At 55.5% G+C, this 17763-nt stretch carries 22 protein-coding genes; 3 read left to right on the plus strand and 19 right to left on the minus strand.

All coding sequences use genetic code 11. From position 1 onward, the window contains the following. From ACWWFX_RS04420 to fkpA, 9 genes are all read right to left on the minus strand, one after another. A partial coding sequence (locus ACWWFX_RS04420) for a GTP-binding protein (RefSeq protein ID WP_000031682.1) occupies positions 1-286 on the minus strand: 286 nt, incomplete at its 3' end. A gap of 70 nt (positions 287-356) precedes the next feature. After that, positions 357-2471: an elongation factor G gene (gene fusA, locus ACWWFX_RS04425; protein ID WP_276218628.1), complete on the minus strand. Its 2115-nt coding sequence runs from the start codon at positions 2469-2471 to the stop codon at positions 357-359. 96 nt (positions 2472-2567) lie between these two features. Continuing rightward, entirely contained in the window at positions 2568-3038 is a 471-nt protein-coding gene (rpsG, locus tag ACWWFX_RS04430) for a 30S ribosomal protein S7 (RefSeq protein ID WP_003023657.1), read from the minus strand. 95 nt (positions 3039-3133) lie between these two features. Next, positions 3134-3508, minus strand: a complete 375-nt coding sequence (gene rpsL / locus ACWWFX_RS04435; RefSeq protein WP_000246815.1) for a 30S ribosomal protein S12 — start codon at positions 3506-3508, stop codon at positions 3134-3136. A gap of 124 nt (positions 3509-3632) precedes the next feature. Then, the gene (gene tusB / locus ACWWFX_RS04440; RefSeq protein WP_473223307.1) at positions 3633-3920 is read right to left on the minus strand and encodes a sulfurtransferase complex subunit TusB; all 288 of its coding nucleotides are present in this window, start codon (positions 3918-3920) and stop codon (positions 3633-3635) included. Positions 3921-3927: 7 nt separating this feature from the next. Then, on the minus strand, positions 3928-4287 hold the full coding sequence (gene tusC / locus ACWWFX_RS04445; protein ID WP_456146962.1) for a sulfurtransferase complex subunit TusC: 360 nt from the start codon (positions 4285-4287) through the stop codon (positions 3928-3930). Further along, entirely contained in the window at positions 4287-4673 is a 387-nt protein-coding gene (gene tusD / locus ACWWFX_RS04450; protein WP_473223308.1) for a sulfurtransferase complex subunit TusD, read from the minus strand. The genes tusC and tusD overlap by 1 nt, the downstream gene beginning before the upstream one ends. Continuing rightward, positions 4673-5395 carry a helix-turn-helix transcriptional regulator gene (locus ACWWFX_RS04455; RefSeq protein WP_015962730.1) on the minus strand — a complete coding sequence of 241 codons (723 nt, stop codon included), beginning with the start codon at positions 5393-5395 and terminating at the stop codon, positions 4673-4675. Before ACWWFX_RS04455 ends, tusD begins: the two co-directional genes overlap by 1 nt. Before the next feature lie 164 nt (positions 5396-5559). Next, the gene (gene fkpA / locus ACWWFX_RS04460) at positions 5560-6378 is read right to left on the minus strand and encodes an FKBP-type peptidyl-prolyl cis-trans isomerase (protein ID WP_108476640.1); all 819 of its coding nucleotides are present in this window, start codon (positions 6376-6378) and stop codon (positions 5560-5562) included. Positions 6379-6611: 233 nt separating this feature from the next. Between fkpA and ACWWFX_RS04465 the strand changes: the two genes are divergently transcribed. Next, positions 6612-6830, plus strand: coding sequence for a protein SlyX (locus tag ACWWFX_RS04465; protein ID WP_276219314.1), 219 nt, complete (start codon positions 6612-6614; stop codon positions 6828-6830). 78 nt (positions 6831-6908) lie between these two features. On the opposite strand, the gene slyD is transcribed toward ACWWFX_RS04465, so the two are convergent. The 4 genes from slyD to kefG form a co-directional block, all read right to left on the minus strand. Continuing rightward, entirely contained in the window at positions 6909-7493 is a 585-nt protein-coding gene (gene slyD / locus ACWWFX_RS04470) for a peptidylprolyl isomerase (protein WP_015962727.1), read from the minus strand. 94 nt (positions 7494-7587) lie between these two features. Further along, positions 7588-7788: a YheV family putative zinc ribbon protein gene (locus ACWWFX_RS04475; protein WP_015962726.1), complete on the minus strand. Its 201-nt coding sequence runs from the start codon at positions 7786-7788 to the stop codon at positions 7588-7590. A gap of 10 nt (positions 7789-7798) precedes the next feature. Then, positions 7799-9604, minus strand: coding sequence for a glutathione-regulated potassium-efflux system protein KefB (kefB, locus tag ACWWFX_RS04480; RefSeq protein WP_473223309.1), 1806 nt, complete (start codon positions 9602-9604; stop codon positions 7799-7801). Further along, positions 9604-10155: a glutathione-regulated potassium-efflux system ancillary protein KefG gene (gene kefG / locus ACWWFX_RS04485; protein ID WP_015962724.1), complete on the minus strand. Its 552-nt coding sequence runs from the start codon at positions 10153-10155 to the stop codon at positions 9604-9606. The genes kefB and kefG overlap by 1 nt, the downstream gene beginning before the upstream one ends. A gap of 159 nt (positions 10156-10314) precedes the next feature. Between kefG and ACWWFX_RS04490 the strand changes: the two genes are divergently transcribed. Then, positions 10315-12219, plus strand: a complete 1905-nt coding sequence (locus tag ACWWFX_RS04490) for an ABC transporter ATP-binding protein (protein WP_473223310.1) — start codon at positions 10315-10317, stop codon at positions 12217-12219. Positions 12220-12231: 12 nt separating this feature from the next. After that, positions 12232-13164 carry a LysR family transcriptional regulator gene (locus tag ACWWFX_RS04495; RefSeq protein ID WP_015962722.1) on the plus strand — a complete coding sequence of 311 codons (933 nt, stop codon included), beginning with the start codon at positions 12232-12234 and terminating at the stop codon, positions 13162-13164. Positions 13165-13238: 74 nt separating this feature from the next. On the opposite strand, the gene mdcH is transcribed toward ACWWFX_RS04495, so the two are convergent. From mdcH to mdcC, 6 genes are all read right to left on the minus strand, one after another. Next, positions 13239-14132 (minus strand): malonate decarboxylase subunit epsilon, encoded by an 894-nt coding sequence (mdcH, locus tag ACWWFX_RS04500; RefSeq protein WP_276218657.1) that lies wholly within the window; start codon positions 14130-14132, stop codon positions 13239-13241. Beyond that, entirely contained in the window at positions 14132-14749 is a 618-nt protein-coding gene (locus tag ACWWFX_RS04505) for a malonate decarboxylase holo-ACP synthase (protein ID WP_276218659.1), read from the minus strand. Before ACWWFX_RS04505 ends, mdcH begins: the two co-directional genes overlap by 1 nt. A gap of 3 nt (positions 14750-14752) precedes the next feature. Continuing rightward, positions 14753-15712: an AEC family transporter gene (locus tag ACWWFX_RS04510; protein ID WP_276218661.1), complete on the minus strand. Its 960-nt coding sequence runs from the start codon at positions 15710-15712 to the stop codon at positions 14753-14755. Between the two features lie 120 nt (positions 15713-15832). Continuing rightward, on the minus strand, positions 15833-16633 hold the full coding sequence (mdcE, locus tag ACWWFX_RS04515; RefSeq protein WP_041686160.1) for a biotin-independent malonate decarboxylase subunit gamma: 801 nt from the start codon (positions 16631-16633) through the stop codon (positions 15833-15835). Next, positions 16633-17466: a biotin-independent malonate decarboxylase subunit beta gene (locus ACWWFX_RS04520; RefSeq protein ID WP_276218663.1), complete on the minus strand. Its 834-nt coding sequence runs from the start codon at positions 17464-17466 to the stop codon at positions 16633-16635. The genes mdcE and ACWWFX_RS04520 overlap by 1 nt, the downstream gene beginning before the upstream one ends. Continuing rightward, positions 17459-17758, minus strand: coding sequence for a malonate decarboxylase acyl carrier protein (mdcC, locus tag ACWWFX_RS04525; protein WP_276218665.1), 300 nt, complete (start codon positions 17756-17758; stop codon positions 17459-17461). Before mdcC ends, ACWWFX_RS04520 begins: the two co-directional genes overlap by 8 nt. Positions 17759-17763: the final 5 nt, after the last annotated feature.

Here is a 17763-nt window from a genome sequence, read left to right on the forward strand (position 1 = left end):
CACCGGTGATCATGTTTTTAACATAGTCGGCGTGGCCTGGGCAGTCTACGTGCGCGTAGTGGCGAGTCGGGGTGTCATATTCAACGTGGGAAGTGTTGATGGTGATACCACGAGCTTTTTCTTCCGGTGCGTTATCGATCTGGTCGAAAGCACGAGCAGCACCGCCGTAGGTTTTAGCCAGTACGGTGGTGATTGCAGCGGTCAGAGTAGTTTTACCGTGGTCGACGTGGCCGATAGTACCAACGTTGACGTGCGGTTTTGTACGTTCAAATTTTTCTTTAGACACGGCTATATTCCTTACTATAGTGCTCTCCCCTTCAGGAGAGAGCACGGGACTTAGGTTTTAACCCCGGGGATTATTTACCACGGGCTTCGATTACGGCCTGAGCAACGTTGTTCGGCGCATCATCATACTTCAGGAATTCCATGGTGTATGATGCACGACCTTTGGTCAGAGAACGCAGCTGAGTTGCATATCCGAACATTTCAGACAGCGGAACTTCAGCGTGGATCTTAACGCCAGTTACTTCAGATTCCTGACCGCGCAGCATACCGCGACGACGGCTCAAGTCACCGATAACATCACCAGTGTTCTCTTCCGGAGTTTCTACTTCAACCTTCATGATCGGCTCAAGCAGAACAGGTTTTGCTTTCTTAAAGCCTTCTTTAAAGGCGATAGAAGCAGCCAGTTTAAACGCCAGTTCAGAGGAGTCAACGTCGTGGTAAGAACCGAAGTGCAGACGAACACCCATGTCTACAACCGGGTAACCAGCCAGCGGACCAGATTTCAGCTGTTCCTGGATGCCTTTATCAACGGCCGGGATGTATTCGCCAGGAATTACACCACCTTTAATGTCGTTGATGAACTCGTAACCTTTCGGGTTAGAGCCCGGCTCCAGCGGGTACATGTCGATAACGACGTGACCATACTGACCGCGACCACCAGACTGTTTAGCGTGTTTACCTTCAACATCGGTAACTTTCTGACGAATCGCTTCGCGGTAAGCAACCTGCGGTTTACCGACGTTCGCTTCAACGTTGAATTCACGTTTCATACGGTCAACGATGATGTCGAGGTGCAGCTCACCCATACCAGCGATGATGGTCTGGTTAGATTCTTCGTCAGTCCATACGCGGAATGACGGGTCTTCTTTAGCCAGACGGCCCAGAGCCAGACCCATTTTTTCCTGGTCAGCTTTGGTTTTCGGTTCTACTGCGATGGAGATTACCGGCTCAGGGAATTCCATACGTTCCAGAATGATCGGCGCATCTTGATCACACAGAGTGTCACCAGTGGTTACGTCTTTCAGACCGATTGCAGCAGCGATATCGCCCGCGCGAACTTCTTTGATCTCTTCACGTTTGTTAGCGTGCATCTGAACGATACGACCGAAACGCTCACGTGCAGCTTTCACGGAGTTCAGTACGGTATCACCAGAGTTAACCACACCGGAGTACACGCGGAAGAAGGTCAGGTTACCTACGAACGGGTCGGTAGCGATTTTGAACGCCAGAGCAGCGAACGGCTCGTCATCACTTGCGTGACGCTCAGCCGGCGTGTCTTTACCGTCGTCCAGGATACCGTTGATCGCCGGAACGTCTACTGGGGATGGCAGGTAATCAATTACCGCATCCAGCATCGCCTGAACACCTTTGTTCTTGAACGCAGAACCACAGGTTACCAGGATGATTTCGTTGTTCAGAACGCGCTGACGCAGAGCACCTTTGATTTCTGCTTCAGTCAGTTCTTCACCACCCAGGTATTTCTCCATCAGCTCTTCAGAAGCTTCCGCAGCGGATTCCAGCAGGTTCTGGTGCCATTCGTCAGCCAGTTCCTGCATATCTGCCGGGATATCTTCGTAGGTGAAGGTTACACCTGCGTCTTCTTCGTTCCAGTTGATGGCTTTCATTTTCACCAGGTCAACAACACCGGTGAAATGTTCTTCAGCACCAATTGCCAGCTGCAGCGGAACCGGGTTCGCGCCCAGACGGGTTTTGATCTGACCAACAACTTTCAGGAAGTTTGCACCCATGCGGTCCATTTTGTTAACGAACGCAATGCGTGGAACTTTATATTTGTTAGCCTGACGCCATACGGTTTCAGACTGTGGCTGAACACCACCAACTGCGCAGTAAACCATTACCGCACCATCGAGAACACGCATGGAACGTTCTACTTCGATTGTGAAGTCAACGTGCCCCGGGGTGTCGATGATGTTTACGCGGTGCGGTTCATACTGCTTAGCCATACCAGACCAGAATGCAGTAGTCGCTGCGGAAGTGATGGTAATACCACGTTCCTGCTCCTGCTCCATCCAGTCCATGGTTGCCGCGCCGTCGTGAACTTCACCGATTTTGTGGTTTACACCGGTGTAGAACAGAATACGTTCGGTAGTAGTGGTTTTACCGGCGTCGATGTGCGCACTGATACCGATGTTACGGTAGCGTGCGATGGGTGTTGTACGAGCCATTTGATTCCTCGTTTATCTTTTTAGGCGTTCAGTTAAGTAACCCAAAGCGGGCTGCTTCGCTGAAGCGCCCGCCTGGTGACTAATACTCCGAAGGGATTACCAACGGTAGTGTGCGAACGCCTTGTTGGCTTCTGCCATACGGTGAACGTCTTCACGTTTCTTAACTGCAGTACCTTTGTTTTCTGCAGCATCAGAAAGTTCGTTCGCCAGGCGCAGAGCCATGGATTTATCACCGCGTTTACGAGCAGCTTCAACGATCCAACGCATTGCCAGAGCATTACGACGGACCGGACGGACTTCAACTGGTACCTGATAAGTAGAACCACCAACGCGGCGAGACTTAACTTCGACAGTCGGGCGCACGTTTTCGAGAGCTACTTCGAAAGCTTCCAGTTCATTTTTACCAGAGCGCTGAGCCAGGGTCTCCAGCGCGCTGTATACGATAGTTTCTGCAGTAGATTTTTTACCATCTACCATCAGGATGTTGACAAATTTAGCCAGCAGTTCTGATCCGAACTTAGGATCCGGCAGGATTTTACGCTGACCAATGACGCGACGACGTGGCATGGAAATACTCCGTTGTTAATTCAGGATTGTCCAAAACTCAAAGAGTTTAGTTTGACATTAATTTAAAACGTTTGGCCTTACTTAACGGAGAACCATTAAGCCTTAGGACGCTTCACGCCATACTTGGAGCGAGCTTGCTTACGGTCTTTAACGCCGGAGCAGTCAAGCGCACCACGAACGGTGTGGTAACGAACACCCGGAAGGTCTTTTACACGACCGCCACGGATCAGGATCACGGAGTGCTCCTGCAGGTTATGACCTTCACCACCGATGTAGGAGGTCACTTCAAAACCGTTAGTCAGACGAACACGGCAAACTTTACGCAGTGCGGAGTTCGGTTTTTTAGGAGTGGTAGTATATACACGAGTACATACGCCACGTTTCTGCGGGCAGGCTTCCAGTGCAGGCACGTTGCTTTTTGCAACTTTGCGAGCACGTGGTTTGCGAACCAGCTGGTTAACTGTTGCCATTAAATAGCTCCTGGTTTTAGCTTTTGCTTCGTAAACACGTAATAAATCGCCTCATATAATATGAGGACGCAGAATTTTAGGGCGGTGTCGAAAAGGTGTCAAGAAATATACAACAACCTGGCATCTACCAGGCCATCTGAGACGCATGTTTTACCGCCAGCCTGACGAAGTCAGTATAGCCAACCCTGACGACACTGTTCGAAATTTGACCGCATAGCCCACGCGCTTCAACATCTTCATTCAGCACGAACAGGGATATGGGGGCGGAACGGAGAATATCAAGAAAGCGGCTGCCTTCAATTGCGGCCACAACGCCATCAGAGCGAAGCAGCAGGTCATCCCCCTCTTTCACCATGCGCAGTATCGCGGTGATGTCCGTATGCCAGGGAGAAGTACTTAGGGTATGCAGCATAGAGGCCTCAGAAGCGGAGAATCACATCATAGCCATCAAGCTGCTGACGAAGCGCATCGGGCTCCAGCAACTCAACGTCTGTGACAAAGGCCGTGGCCGCACTTAAGCCGCGCTCACGCAGCGACGCAGCGCACAGCCAGACGTTCTCAATATCGTAGAGCGACATCAGCTTAAAGGTAGCGATGTAATCGCGCGCCAGCACCGCTGACGGCTTTTGATCGCTCAACAGCTGAAACACCCCGTCGCCGATGAAAAATACGCCGAGCTCTTCGCTTAATGCGGATGCGGCCAGCAGGGCATCGAGCCCTTCACGCCCGGAGGCGCTCCCGTGCGGCGCCGTCGAAAAAACAAAAGCGACACGTTTCATCAGAACTGCACCATGCGATCGCAGGTCAACGCGGCTTGCGCCAGCGCACCCAACCCGCTCAGGGAAAACCCCGGCTGAAGATTAAAAGCTGGCAGTGACAGATTTTTCGCTTCGGTCTCGTCCGTCACACCACGACGTAGCGCCGCCGCCACGCAAATATGCAGCTCGACGCCCTGTTCATCATGCAGCCGCTGCCAGCCACGCACCACGTCGAACTCATCGCTGGCAGGCGCAGTAAGCTGATTGGCGTTATAGACGCCCTCGCGATAAAAGAACACACAGGCAAGCTCGTGACCTTCACTCAGCACCGCCTGTGCAAACTGCAGCGCGCTGCTGGCGTGTTGCGTCCCGTAGGCCGGGCCGGTCACCATGATGGCAAAACGCATTACTTATCTTGCCCCACAAAGTCGCCGCTTTTGAACTGGCGAATGTAGAGATACACCGTGTGTTTGGAGATGTTCAGGCGGTCGGCCACCTGATTAATCGCATCCTTGATATCGAAGATTCCTTTCTCGTAAAGATTAAGCACGATCTGGCGGTTTTTAGCGTTATTGGAAACGTTGCGATCGGCATTCACCTCTTCGATCGTGAACTCCAGCGTCTGGGTCACCAGGTCTTCAACTGAAGAGGCAAAGTTAACCTGCGAGTTCACTTCCGGCGTTTCCGGCGGAATAAAGGTGTTCATGATTTGTGAGAAAGGCACATCAAGGTTCATGTTGATGCACAGCAGCCCAATGACGCGTTGTTCGCGATTGCGGATCGCGATGGTCACGGACTTCATCAGCACGCCACTTTTGGCACGAGTAAAATAGCATTTGGAAACACTGCTATCTGCGCCGGTCATATCGTGCAGCATGCGCAGGGCCAGGTCGGTAATCGGCGAGCCGATTTTCCGTCCGGTATGTTCACCGTTAGCGATTCGAATAGCCGAGCACTTCAGGTCCTGCAAAGAATGCAGCACAATTTCACAATGGGAACCAATGAGCATCGCTAACCCGTCCACGACCGCTTCGTAGGACTTCAGGATCTCGAAATCGGTTTTATCGAAAGGACGTTGATCCAGTAAATCAAGTTCACTGGTTTCGTTGGTTAAAAGCGACCTGGACATGTAAAAAAGCACTCCTTTTCAGGAGCCTGTCGTTATGTTGTCAGGGCAGGCTCATCACTAATAGGGGGATCTAAAGTAATACGCGCACCTGGCGCTTTCCAGCATTAATTATATCAGGCAGGTAATAAAAAGCCGCCGCCCAATGGGCGGCGGCTATCAGACTCTTATTTTTTGTCTGCGGTTGCAGCTTTCTCAGCTGGCGCAGCGTCAGCTTTCGCGTCCGCTTTTGGTGCTGGCTTAACGTCTAACAGTTCAACGTCGAAGACCAGGGTGGAGTTAGCCGGAATACCCGGAACGCCGGTTTTACCGTAAGCCAGATCCGGCGGGATAACCAGCTTGATTTTGCCGCCTTTTTTGATGTTTTTCAGGCCTTCAGTCCAGCCTGGGATCACGCCATCAAGACGGAAGGAGAGCGGCTCGCCACGAGTGTAAGAGTTATCGAACTCTTTACCGTCGATCAGCGTACCTTTGTAGTTTACTACCACAGTGTCGCTATCGGTCGGCGCGCTACCGGTACCCGCTTTCTCTACTTTGTACAGCAGGCCAGTTGAAGAGGTTTTCACATCTTTCTCTTTGGCGAATTTCGCGCGGTACTCTTTACCTTTCGCTTCGTTATCCGCGGCGTCTTTCTCCATCTTCGCCTGAGCGGAAGACTTCACGCGCGCTTCGAAAGCCTGCAGGGTTTGCTCGATTTCCTGATCGGACAGTTTGCTCTTATCAGCAAACGCGTCCTGAACACCGGCGATCAGCTGATCTTTATCCAGTTTGATGCCCAGTTTTTCCTGTTCTTTCAGGGAGTTTTCCATGTAACGACCCAGCGATGCACCCAGTGCATAGGCGGATTTCTGGTCGTCGTTTTTGAAAGCGGATTTGCTTTCTGCGGCTGCTGCGGTTTTCGCAGAGTCAGCGGCAAACGCCAGCGGCGCATTCAGTGCAACGGCCATCGTGGTTGCCAGAAGCGTTACTTTAAACAGTGATTTCATCCATCTCTCCAGGGCCGGGGCCTCTCGCCCCAAGATTTACTAAGTGAGAAGCGTACTATATAGCCTTGCAGAACAAATCTACATACGAACGCTCCTGATTCTCGACACTTTTCAGACTATTTTTGTTTAAATTAGTTTCCCCATTGACGAAGGAATGCTGCGTGGGGGCCGAAAGTTAAGTAGAATCCGCGGCACCGGGAAGCACGCCGGAACTCACAGCTAAGAGGTTAATGATGCAAGAAATGAGTATTGAAGCGCGGATGGAAGAACTTGAAAGCCGCCTGGCGTTTCAGGAGATCACCATTGAAGATCTTAACCAAACGGTCACCGCACATGAGTTAGAAATGGCCAAACTGCGTGATCATCTCCGTCTGCTGACGGAAAAACTGAAAGCCAGTCAACCGTCTAATGTCGCGTCCCAGTCAGAAGAGACGCCACCGCCTCATTATTGAGACGTAAAAAAAGCGGGATTATTCCCGCTTTTTTGTTGCCGGATAGCGGCGCAAGCCCCTTGTCCGGCGAAGGCTAAATTAATGGCAACCGCAACCGCCGTTACCACAACCGCCTTTACCGTGTTCGTGACCATGGTCGTGACCGTGGCCGCCGCAGCAACCATCGTGGTCATGATCGTGATCGTGGTCGTGACCGTTCGCACCGTGAACGTGGCCATGAGCCAGTTCTTCTTCGGTTGCTTCACGGATAGCCACAACTTCCACGTTAAATTTCAGATTCTGACCCGCCAGCATGTGGTTACCATCAACCACAACGTGATCGTCTTCGACTTCGGTGATTTCAACCGGAACCGGGCCCTGGTCAGTTTCTGCCAGGAAGCGCATGCCAACCTGCAGTTCGTCAACGCCCATGAACACGTCTTTAGGAACGCGCTGCACCAGGTTTTCGTCATACTGACCGTAAGCGTCGTTCGCGCCCACAGCCACATCGAATTTATCGCCAACTTCGTGACCATCCAGCGCTGTTTCCAGGCCAGAGATCAGGGAACCGTGACCATGCAGGTAGTCCAGCGGCGCACTTACCGGAGACTCATCAACCAACACACCGTCTTCTGTACGTACCTGATAGGCCAGGCTGACCACCAGGTCTTTTGCTACTTTCATGATATCTCCTGAGCAAGGGAAGAATAGTGGCGCAGATTGTAGCGGAATTCTGCACTCGTGTACCCCTTAGCTTAAAAAAAGGCGAGCGATAACGCTAGTCGGGATGAAAAATGCCAATCACTTGCTCATCTTTGCGAACGTGATCGCGGGCTTCTTTATCCGCTTCCCGCATCTGATGACCACACTTAACGCATTCAACAATATCAACATTATTTTCGCGCCACATGGCCATGGAATCCTGCGCCTGACACGCCGGGCATTTCGCGCCCGCGATAAACCGTTTACGTACCGCCATACTTCACCTTTTATTCAAATTCATCCCAGCCATCCAGCTGACGTCGCTCCTGTTGCATCTCGCGCTGGAAGATCTCTTCCAGCTCGCGTCGCGCTTCCCGCACGCGCGAAATCTGTTGCGTATCGCTGTGCACCGGCATCAGCTCGCGCAGCATCCGCATATCGAGCCGACGGAAGTGCAGTTGCGCCCGCTGTGCCTGATGAGGATGCATCCCCGTAGAAATAAGCGCCTTACGCCCCAGTTCCAGCGCGCTGGAAAAGGTCTCACGGGAAAACTGTAACACGCCAGCCTGCAGCAGTTCGTGCGCTTCCACACGTCCCCGGGCACGCGCCATAATATTGAGGTGCGGAAAGTGCTGTTGGCAGATTTCCACCAGCTTCATGGTGTCTTCCGGATCGTTACAGGTGATGACAATCGACTGCGCCTGCTCCGCCCCGGCGGAACGCAGCAACTCAACCTGCGTCGCATCACCGTAGTAAACCTTATAACCATATTTACGCATCAGGTTTACCGCGCTGATATCCCGCTCCAGCACGGTAATACGCAGCTTGTTCGCCATCAGCAAGCGGCCAATCACCTGACCAAAACGGCCAAAGCCAACCACAATCACCTGCGGCTTATCGTCTTCCACCCACGGCGCTTCCTCTTCCTCTTCCGGGCCGTTAAAGCGGCGCGACAGCACGCGGTCGATTGCTTTCATCAGCAGCGGCGTGGTCATCATCGACAGGGTTACGGTCACCAGCAGCAGCGCCATCTGGTCGCCTTTAAAGAGCTTCACGCTCGATGCGGCGGAAAAGAGCACAAACGCAAACTCACCGCCCTGGCTGAGCACGCCAGCGAACTGCATCCGCTCGGAACTACGCAGGCCATGCAGCCGCGCCAGCACATACAGCACCAGCGTTTTCACCGCCACCAGCACCACCACGCTGCCCACCACCCACAGAATATGGGTGTAGAGCACGCCAAGATTCAGCGCCATGCCGACGGAAATAAAGAACAGCCCCAGCAACAGCCCCTTAAAGGGCTCGATAGCCGTTTCCAGTTCGTGACGGTATTCACTTTCCGCCAGCAGCACCCCGGCGATAAATGTCCCGAGCGCCATTGAAAGCCCCAGCGCATCCATAAACAGCGCGGAACCCAACACCAGCAGCAGCGTCGCCGCCGTAAACACCTCGCGCACGCCGGAGGCGGCGATAAAACGGAACACCGGACGCAGCAGGTAGCGCCCGCCAATCAACACGCCACCAAATACCAGCACCTTCATGCCGACAGCCATCCAGTCAACGTGATCGTCGCCAGCCCCCGCCAGCAGCGGCACCAGCGCTAACGCGGGGATGACAGCTAAATCCTGAAACAGTAGTACCGAAAAGCCAAGCTGCCCCGATTCGCTGCGGTTCATGCCCTTCTCGCGCATTAATTGCAGCGCCATCGCCGTCGATGACATCGCCAGGCCAATCCCGCCAATTACCGCCGTCTGCCAGGAAAAATCGGTCAGCATCAACAGGCCGCCGAGAATAAGCGCGCTGAAAATAACCTGTGCCGCGCCGATACCGAAAATAGGTCGCCGCAGTTGCCAGAGCTTGGCCGGATTCAATTCAAGCCCAATGATGAACATCAGAAAGACGACGCCCAGCTCAGAAAAATGAAGTATCTCATCAACGTCGCTGATAAATCCCAGCCCCCACGGGCCAATAGCAATCCCCGCCAGCAGGTAACCCAGCACCGCGCCAATGCCCAAACGAGCGGCAAGCGGCACCGCCACTACGGCGGCAAACAGAAACAGCACGCCGGCCAGTAACAAATCGGAACCTTCCATCAGCGGCCTCCCGGCGCAATCGGCGAGGCCAGCCACTCACCGTACGCTTTCGCGTGACTTGCAAGCTCTTCCGGCGATTGACGGCGCGCCCAGTAGATAATCATCGGGTTCATCCAGTGCATGCGGCACATCGCCGCCGTCAGCTCAAAGGGACGTAAAATATCGCTCATGGGATAGCGGTTCAGCGCGTCATAACGGTAAGCACTTTCTGGCTCGCCAGTGGTAATGACGCTACGCCAGTACTTTCCCGCCAGTTGGTTGCCCCCCACCCCGCTGGCAAAACCACGGCTTAACACGCGATCCAGCCACTCTTTCAGCAATGCCGGGCAACTGTAGGTATAAAGCGGATGTTGAAACACAATCACCTCGTGCTCGCGCAGCAGCGCCTGTTCACGCGGGATATCAATAAAAAAATCAGGATAGTTTGCGTACAAGTCATGCACGGTCACGTTGCTCAGCTGCGTGGCAGGCTTGAGCAAAACCCGGTTCGCCACCGAGTCCTGTGATTCCGGATGGGCATACAGCAGCAATACTTTCGGCGTCTGCGACATCATTCCCCTCCGTTTATCATTTCCGGGCGCACGCGCAGCAGGAATGATTTTGTGTATCGTCATCATTTTGGGCTACCATTGCGGCCCGGTGTGGCGATTCGCTCACCACATTACATTATCACAATGACAATTTAACATACCCAGAACATACGGCGCCTTATGATTGTTTTCTCCTCGTTACAAATTCGACGCGGCGTGCGCGTCCTGCTGGACAACGCAACAGCCACCATTAACCCAGGGCAGAAAGTCGGCCTGGTGGGGAAAAACGGCTGCGGCAAATCCACGCTGCTGGCGTTATTGAAGAACGAGTTAAGCGCCGATGGCGGTAGCTTTACCTTCCCCGGCAACTGGCAACTGGCCTGGGTGAATCAGGAAACGCCAGCCCTGGCGGAGCCTGCGCTGGAGTATGTTATCGACGGCGATCGCGAATATCGCCAGCTTGAAGCGCAACTGAACGCAGCCAACGAACGCAATGACGGCCACGCCATCGCCACCGTTCATGGCAAACTGGACGCCATCGACGCGTGGACTATCCGCTCGCGTGCCTCCAGCCTGCTGCACGGTTTGGGCTTCAGTAACGAGCAGCTTGAACGTTCGGTGAGCGATTTCTCCGGTGGCTGGCGGATGCGTTTAAACCTGGCGCAGGCGCTGATTTGCCGCTCCGATTTACTGCTGCTTGATGAACCGACCAACCACCTCGATCTCGACGCGGTTATCTGGCTGGAAAAATGGCTGAAGAGCTATCAGGGCACGCTGATCCTGATTTCGCACGACCGCGACTTCCTCGATCCGATCGTTGATAAAATTATTCATATCGAACAGCAGGCGATGTTCGAGTACACCGGCAACTACAGCTCTTTCGAACGTCAGCGCGCGACGCGTCTGGCCCAGCAGCAGGCTACCTACGAAAGCCAGCAGCAGCGCGTGGCGCACCTGCAAAGCTTTATCGACCGCTTTAAAGCCAAAGCCAGCAAAGCCAAACAGGCGCAGAGCCGCGTGAAAATGCTGGAACGTATGGAGCTTATCGCCCCGGCGCACGTCGATAACCCGTTCCACTTCAGCTTCCGCGCGCCGGAAAGCCTGCCAAGCCCGCTCCTCAAAATGGAGAAAGTCAGCGCAGGCTACGGTGAGCGCATTATTCTCGACTCGATTAAACTGAATCTGGTACCCGGCTCACGCATCGGCCTGCTGGGGCGCAACGGCGCAGGTAAATCGACGCTGATTAAAATGCTGGCCGGGGAACTCAACCCGATAAGCGGCGAGATTGGCCTGGCCAAAGGCATCAAGCTCGGCTACTTCGCTCAGCATCAGCTGGAGTTCCTGCGTGCCGATGAGTCACCCATTCAGCATCTCGCGCGCTTAGCGCCGCAGGAATTAGAACAGAAGCTGCGTGACTACCTCGGCGGTTTCGGTTTCCAGGGCGATAAAGTCAGCGAGCCAACCGGGCGTTTCTCCGGCGGTGAAAAAGCGCGTCTGGTGCTGGCGTTAATCGTCTGGCAGCGCCCGAACCTGCTGCTGCTCGATGAACCGACCAACCACCTTGACCTCGACATGCGTCAGGCGCTGACCGAAGCGCTCATTGAGTTTGAAGGGGCACTGGTTGTCGTCTCGCACGACCGTCATCTGCTGCGCTCCACCACCGATGACCTCTATCTGGTTCACGATGGCAAAGTTGAACCGTTCGATGGCGATCTGGAGGATTATCAAAAGTGGCTGAGCGATTCGCAGAAACAGGAAGCGCAGGCGGACGACGCCCCGAAAGATAACATCAACAGCGCTCAGGCGCGTAAAGATCAGAAGCGTCGTGAAGCAGAATTACGCACGCTCACGCAGCCGCTGCGCAAAGAGATTACCCGTCTGGAAAAAGAGATGGAGAAGCTCAATGCGAAGCTCGCCAGCGCCGAAGAAAAACTGGGCGACAGCGAACTTTACGATCAGAGCCGCAAAGCGGAATTGACCGAATGCCTGCAACAGCAGGCGCAGGCAAAAGCGGGGCTGGAAGACGCAGAGATGGCCTGGCTGGATGCGCAGGAACAACTGGAAGCCATGCTGCAAAGCGAATAAAGGCGATACACCATGAACCCGGTAACGACTAACGACATCACGTTCCGTAAACTGGCAATCTTCATGACCTTCATGGAGAAGGGCAACATCGCCCGTACCGCCGAGGCGCTGGAACTCAGCGGCGTGAGCGTGCATCGCGCGCTGCACACGCTGGAAGAGAATGTCCGTTGTCCGCTGTTCATCCATAAAGGCCGCAACCTGGTGGCACTTCCGGCGGCCTGGACGCTGCTGGAGTATTGTCAGGAAGTCACTCAACTGATGGCGCGCGGTCTGGAAGAAGCGCGTAAAACGGCGGGTGTCGGTCAGGGGCGTCTGCGCGTCGGCACGCTCTATTCATTGACGCTGGAAACCGTACCGCGCCTGATTATGGGTATGAAGCTGCGGCGTCCGGATCTGGAGCTTGACCTCACCATGGGCTCCAACGATACCCTGCTGCATATGCTGGAAGACGGCACGCTGGACGCGATCATCATCTCTATCTCTGAGAGCGATATCGACCGCAACAACATGGAAGTGCTGCCACTGTTCCACGACGACATCTTCCTCGCTGCGCCTGCGTCAGCCTCGCTGAATACCGATTCCCTTGCCGACCTGCGCGATTATCGTGACCAGAAATTTGTCTCGCTGGCGGAAGGGTTTGCCACCTACGCGGGGTTTCAGGAAGCGTTTCACATCGCCGGGTTTGAACCAGAGATCGTGACAAGGGTGAATGATATTTTCTCGATGCTGAGCTTAGTGCAGGCAGGCGTGGGTTTTACCCTGATGCCAGGGCGGATGAAGAAGGTGTATGAAAGTTCGGTGCAGTTGCTGAAGCTGTCGCAGCCGTACCAGATGCAGCAGCTCATCGCGATTGTGTTCAGCCGCAACCGCGAGCAGGACCCGAACCTCCGCGCGCTCGCCGCCGAAGGACGTATGTACGCGCGGAGCCTGGAAGAGAACGCCTGAGCCGTCGCCGGATGGCGGCGGCCTACAGACGTTATCGCCCTGTAGGCCCGGTAAGCGCAGCGCCACCGGGCAACTCACCGCAGCCGCTGCGCCAGATGCACCGCAACATCCACGCCGCTACGCTCCAGCGAAATCGACTCGCCTTCCCACGCCGCCTGACGCGTTAAACAGGTCAAAATGCCGCCCGGCGGCATCTCAATCGCCAGCCGCGCTTCGCGTTCGTTGGCGGAAATCACCGCCTCCTGCCAGCGCACAGTGCGCGCCATATTCATCGCTAAATCATCGGCGATGCGTTCCGGTTGCCACAACACGCGCCCGGTACTGCCGCTCAGATACGCATAACGCGGACGCGTCAGCGTCACGCCGTTAAATGCCTGCACCAGCTTCTGCGCCGGTTGCGCCAGCAGTTCACAGTGCGACGGTACGCTCACCGCCAGTCTCGGCGCTTTCGTCGCGCCTTTCTCCATCGCGCGTTTTGCCACGATGGCCATGCCGTCGTCCGGCCCGGCAATCACCGTCTGGGTTTCCGCATTCAGATTGGCGATGTACGTTCCCGTACCTTCCAGCAGCGGCTCAACCTGGTTCAGGGTGAGCCCCATAATCGCCGTTAACCCGTAACCGTGCGGATACGCCTGCTCCATCAGATCGCCACGCAGCGCCACCAGCTTCAGCGCATCGCGGAAATCGAGCGCCCCTGCCACCACGGCGGCAGGATACGCGCCAATCGACAAACCGCTGACGATATCCGGCGGCACACCTCGCCGCTCCAGTTCCCGCGCCCAGGCAACCCCCGCAATCAGCAGCGACAACTGCACCGCGCGCGTATGTTTCAGCGCTTCTGGCGTATCCAGCGTCAGTGCCTCGTCGCCCAGCACCTCGCGGGCCTGCGTCAGTTCATCACCGGGCAGGTTTTGCAGCATGTCGGGGTGTTGCGTGCCCTGACCGGGAAAGGTAAACAGAATTTTCATTATTCCTCCCTGCTCCAGGGGGAGCGAACCAGTCGCGGCCCCTGGCTGGTTTTTAGCAACGCTTTGCCATCGCGCAGCCACTCCGCCAGCGCAAACGCGCCTTCCGGCGTTTCCACCTGGGTATCAGCGCGACACAGCGCGCCCGTCAGTTGCTGCTGCCAGCGTTGCAGTGCCTCGCGCGTTAACGGTTCAGGCGCGCGGATCAACAAATCCAGATCGCTTTCAGCGTGGATCACCGGGATCCCCGTTGCCAGTGCATAACCGGTGCTGCCGGTGACGCCCCACGTCCACGGCCAGCGTTGCTGGGCCAGCATTAACGCCAGTTGTACGGGAGGCTGTGAGACAAACGGAGAACGGAGTAATTCGAGGGGATTGACCAGCGATTCAGGCGAGCACACGCGAACCACAGCATCCGGGTTCGCCCAGCCAGCCGCACGCTGGTCGCGCTTCATTCCGCGCACCCCAACCGGGATGCGCCCCTGCGCATCGACATCACGCCGCACCACCACCGGCAGACCGGTATGCCAGATACCGTCTACCCAATCTTCTGTTACCGATTCCAGCGCATCGCGGGAATTGAGCCAGATAAGGTCGTGCGGGCGTAATGTCGTGGTCATAACTTAGATTCCTGAAGTCAGCGAGATAAACAGCGGCAGCGACAGGATACACAGAACCGAGCTCAGCAGCAGCACCGCTTCCGCATCCGGCGATTGCACGCCGAAACGGTTACCGAATACCACGCCGAAGAAACCGGCAGAGAGCGCAATCATCAGAATAGCGGTGATGGCGACAGAACCATGCAGGCCGAACGCCAGCACGATACCCCATGCAATAAACGGCTGAATCAGCAGCTTGGCGATAGTCGCGCTGATAACCATGGTGTTGATTTGCAGTTTACGCGCAGAGAGGATCACCCCGGTCAGGAACAGTGCCGCAGCGGTTGCCGATAGGCCCAGCGGTTTAATCGACGCCAGCAGCATTTCCGGCATTTTGATGCCAATCGCCGAGAGGATCACCCCCAGCAGCGGGCCCATGACGATCGGTTTTTTCAGTGAACGCCACATCAGCACCGGCAGCATTGAGAGCGAACTGCCGCTGTTGCCGCCTTCGGCACGCGCTTTTTCACGTTCCAGAATCAGCAGGCAGAACGGCGTCATCAGTACAGAACCACAGGCAATAGAGACCGCAACAGAAAGCGAGGTCGCCGGGGTTTCACCCAGCACGCTGCCCAGAATCGGCAGGCCAAGCGCGGCATAGTTCGGCAGTGCGACGGTCAGCGTCAGCACGGCGGCATCCTGCGGCGATTTATTGAAGACTTTTACGGCCAGGAAGTAGATAGCCGCATAGATAATCCACATCGCCAGCGTCAGCACCACAATCAGCGGCGACTGGGCGACAATCCCGGCCCACGGGGTTTGTACGGTTGCGCTGAACAGCGCGGCAGGCAGTGCGAAATCCATGACAAAAATATTAAGCAGGGAAACATTCTTGTTATCGACCATTTTGGCCTTACCTGCCCAGAATCCCAGTAGCATGATCACGAAAATCGGTGCCAGGGCATGAATAATTACGTAAGTCATAAATCACCTGTAGTTAAAAAGAAAAGTCACTGACGCGATGGTTATTATTTTCAGAGTGCAGACTCCCGGTGGGCGCAGCAGCTGTGCCCACGGGGTTGACTCTGGCAGGTCTCTTTTTACTTACCAGCTGGCGCGCATACGTTCGCGTACGAGCGCCGAACTGCGGCGGTTGTCAGAACCCAGGCGATTTTTCAGCGAGGTATCCTGACGAGCGTCTTTGATGGCCTGTTGCAGTGTGCTGTTCACCTGCGTCAGATCGTTATCGGTTGGGGCATCCGGGTTGCTGATATCCAGCAGTTTCGCCAGCAGGCCAAGCGTGGCGTAGTTGCTGATGTCATACGCCATCGGCGGAATGGTCGCCGCCAGTTTTTCCAGTGCTTCAACGGTACGCAGGGTGATACGCGCGGCAGACTCTTTGCCCATCGCGTGGATCAACACGCCGGAATCGTTGAAGGCAATCAGTTGGTTGGCCTGATAACCGTGCGCCAGAAACGCGCCGGACATCGCTTTACCGACAATCAAACCAATCACCGGGTGACCGGCCAGACGCGCGTTGGCATACGCCCCGGCAGCACCGGCCAGCGCCTGGTGAATACCGAACGCTTCTTCACGACGGCCATAGGCCTGGCTCGGCACATCAATCACCGCAATGATCGGCCGTTTAACGGCTTTATCGGCATCGGCGGCAACGGTTTCGCTCACCACTTTCGCCAGCGTCCAGCCTTCGAGCAGGCCCACTTCGCCTTTCGCCGCGCGCGGGAAATGGTTATTGGCATCGGGAACAACAGCCACAAAACGCACCGCTTCTCCGTTAATTTCGCCATCAGCCGCCTGGACTGACGGGCAAAGACCTTGTACGCGTTGTGCGTTCGGGGCCAGTTTTTCCAGCCACAATGCCCCACGGCTTACTGAGTTACTCATCATTTCACCTCCCGGGCAAAAAGCGCTTTAATCTGTTCAGAATCAGCCTGTTTGCGGGTATCGAAATTCGTCAGGCGATCCAGATACCAGTCGTAGTTATCGGTGCGATGTTTCGCCGGTACGCCTTTGGCAATCGCGTCGTTCATCGCCGCTTTCACCGCGTTAACGCCGTCACCCACCAGCGCATCGACCAGACCGCTTTGATAACGCACTTCGCCACCGGTCATGCTCCAGATAAACGGACGGTCGCGGGAGTCATATTCAGCAATCCCGGCTTCCTGTTCGATAACCTGCGGGCCGTTCAGGCCGAGACGCGCTTCGCGGGTGACAATCAGATAGCTGCACAGCGCGGCCGCGATAGACATCCCGCCGAAGCAACCAACGGTACCGGCGACAATCCCGACCACCGGGGTATAACGGCGCAGATCAACAATCGCGGCATGGATATCGGCAATCGCCGCCAGGCCGAGGTTGGCTTCCTGTAAGCGCACACCGCCGGTTTCGAGGCAAAGTACAGCCTGTGTCGGGATACCGTTACGGTTATCTTCCGCCGCCAGTTCAAGCGCCGCCGCCATTTTCGCGCCGGAAACTTCGCCCATGCTGCCGCCCTGGAACGCGCCCTCAATCGCCACCACTACGGCAGGTTGACCGTTGATGGTGCCTTTGGCGACAACCATGCCGTCATCGGCCTGCGGCACGATGCCCTGCGGCCCAAGCCACGGTGAAACAATGCCTTCAAACGGGTCCAGCAGTTCGCGATAGCTGCCGTCATCCAGCAGCGCGTGCGCACGCTGACGTGCTTTTAATTCGATAAAACTGCGGTCATCACGCATAGCTCACCTCCTCAAAGACCTGTTCGATACGAATGCGAGCCACGCCCGGGGTTGCACCAAAATCGTGGATCACCAGCTTGCCGGAAGGCAGTTCGCTCACAAGGCTCAGGCGGTTAAACAGCGCTTCCCAGCGGGCGCGGCTGTTGTCCACCGAGGTGGTGATATCAATCGTCAGGGTTTTCTCCTGGTCGGCGGTGAATAACACCTCCATATCCCCGGAGCCCACAACGCCTGCCAGTGCTTTGCCGCTTACAGTGCGGCTGGCAGGCAAAGAGATCGTAATGTGTTCCATAACAT

It is taken from the genome of Pseudocitrobacter sp. 2023LY-00077, assembly GCF_055796175.1.

Excerpts from the sequence above, each read along its gene's own strand:
- mdcH (WP_276218657.1), bottom strand. The coding sequence starts at position 14,132 with ATGAAAATTCTGTTTACCTTTCCCGGTCAGGGCACGCAACACCCCGAC.
- ACWWFX_RS04465 (WP_276219314.1), top strand. The coding sequence starts at position 6,612 with ATGCAAGAAATGAGTATTGAAGCGCGGATGGAAGAACTTGAAAGCCGC.
- tusB (WP_473223307.1), bottom strand. The coding sequence starts at position 3,920 with ATGCTGCATACCCTAAGTACTTCTCCCTGGCATACGGACATCACCGCG.
- ACWWFX_RS04510 (WP_276218661.1), bottom strand. The coding sequence starts at position 15,712 with ATGACTTACGTAATTATTCATGCCCTGGCACCGATTTTCGTGATCATG.
- tusC (WP_456146962.1), bottom strand. The coding sequence starts at position 4,287 with ATGAAACGTGTCGCTTTTGTTTTTTCGACGGCGCCGCACGGGAGCGCC.
- mdcE (WP_041686160.1), bottom strand. The coding sequence starts at position 16,633 with ATGAGTAACTCAGTAAGCCGTGGGGCATTGTGGCTGGAAAAACTGGCC.
- fusA (WP_276218628.1), bottom strand. The coding sequence starts at position 2,471 with ATGGCTCGTACAACACCCATCGCACGCTACCGTAACATCGGTATCAGT.
- ACWWFX_RS04520 (WP_276218663.1), bottom strand. The coding sequence starts at position 17,466 with ATGCGTGATGACCGCAGTTTTATCGAATTAAAAGCACGTCAGCGTGCG.
- kefB (WP_473223309.1), bottom strand. The coding sequence starts at position 9,604 with ATGGAAGGTTCCGATTTGTTACTGGCCGGCGTGCTGTTTCTGTTTGCC.
- ACWWFX_RS04505 (WP_276218659.1), bottom strand. The coding sequence starts at position 14,749 with ATGACCACGACATTACGCCCGCACGACCTTATCTGGCTCAATTCCCGC.
- ACWWFX_RS04475 (WP_015962726.1), bottom strand. The coding sequence starts at position 7,788 with ATGGCGGTACGTAAACGGTTTATCGCGGGCGCGAAATGCCCGGCGTGT.
- kefG (WP_015962724.1), bottom strand. The coding sequence starts at position 10,155 with ATGTCGCAGACGCCGAAAGTATTGCTGCTGTATGCCCATCCGGAATCA.
- fkpA (WP_108476640.1), bottom strand. The coding sequence starts at position 6,378 with ATGAAATCACTGTTTAAAGTAACGCTTCTGGCAACCACGATGGCCGTT.
- rpsG (WP_003023657.1), bottom strand. The coding sequence starts at position 3,038 with ATGCCACGTCGTCGCGTCATTGGTCAGCGTAAAATCCTGCCGGATCCT.
- slyD (WP_015962727.1), bottom strand. The coding sequence starts at position 7,493 with ATGAAAGTAGCAAAAGACCTGGTGGTCAGCCTGGCCTATCAGGTACGT.
- tusD (WP_473223308.1), bottom strand. The coding sequence starts at position 4,673 with ATGCGTTTTGCCATCATGGTGACCGGCCCGGCCTACGGGACGCAACAC.
- rpsL (WP_000246815.1), bottom strand. The coding sequence starts at position 3,508 with ATGGCAACAGTTAACCAGCTGGTTCGCAAACCACGTGCTCGCAAAGTT.
- ACWWFX_RS04490 (WP_473223310.1), top strand. The coding sequence starts at position 10,315 with ATGATTGTTTTCTCCTCGTTACAAATTCGACGCGGCGTGCGCGTCCTG.
- ACWWFX_RS04455 (WP_015962730.1), bottom strand. The coding sequence starts at position 5,395 with ATGTCCAGGTCGCTTTTAACCAACGAAACCAGTGAACTTGATTTACTG.
- ACWWFX_RS04495 (WP_015962722.1), top strand. The coding sequence starts at position 12,232 with ATGAACCCGGTAACGACTAACGACATCACGTTCCGTAAACTGGCAATC.
- mdcC (WP_276218665.1), bottom strand. The coding sequence starts at position 17,758 with ATGGAACACATTACGATCTCTTTGCCTGCCAGCCGCACTGTAAGCGGC.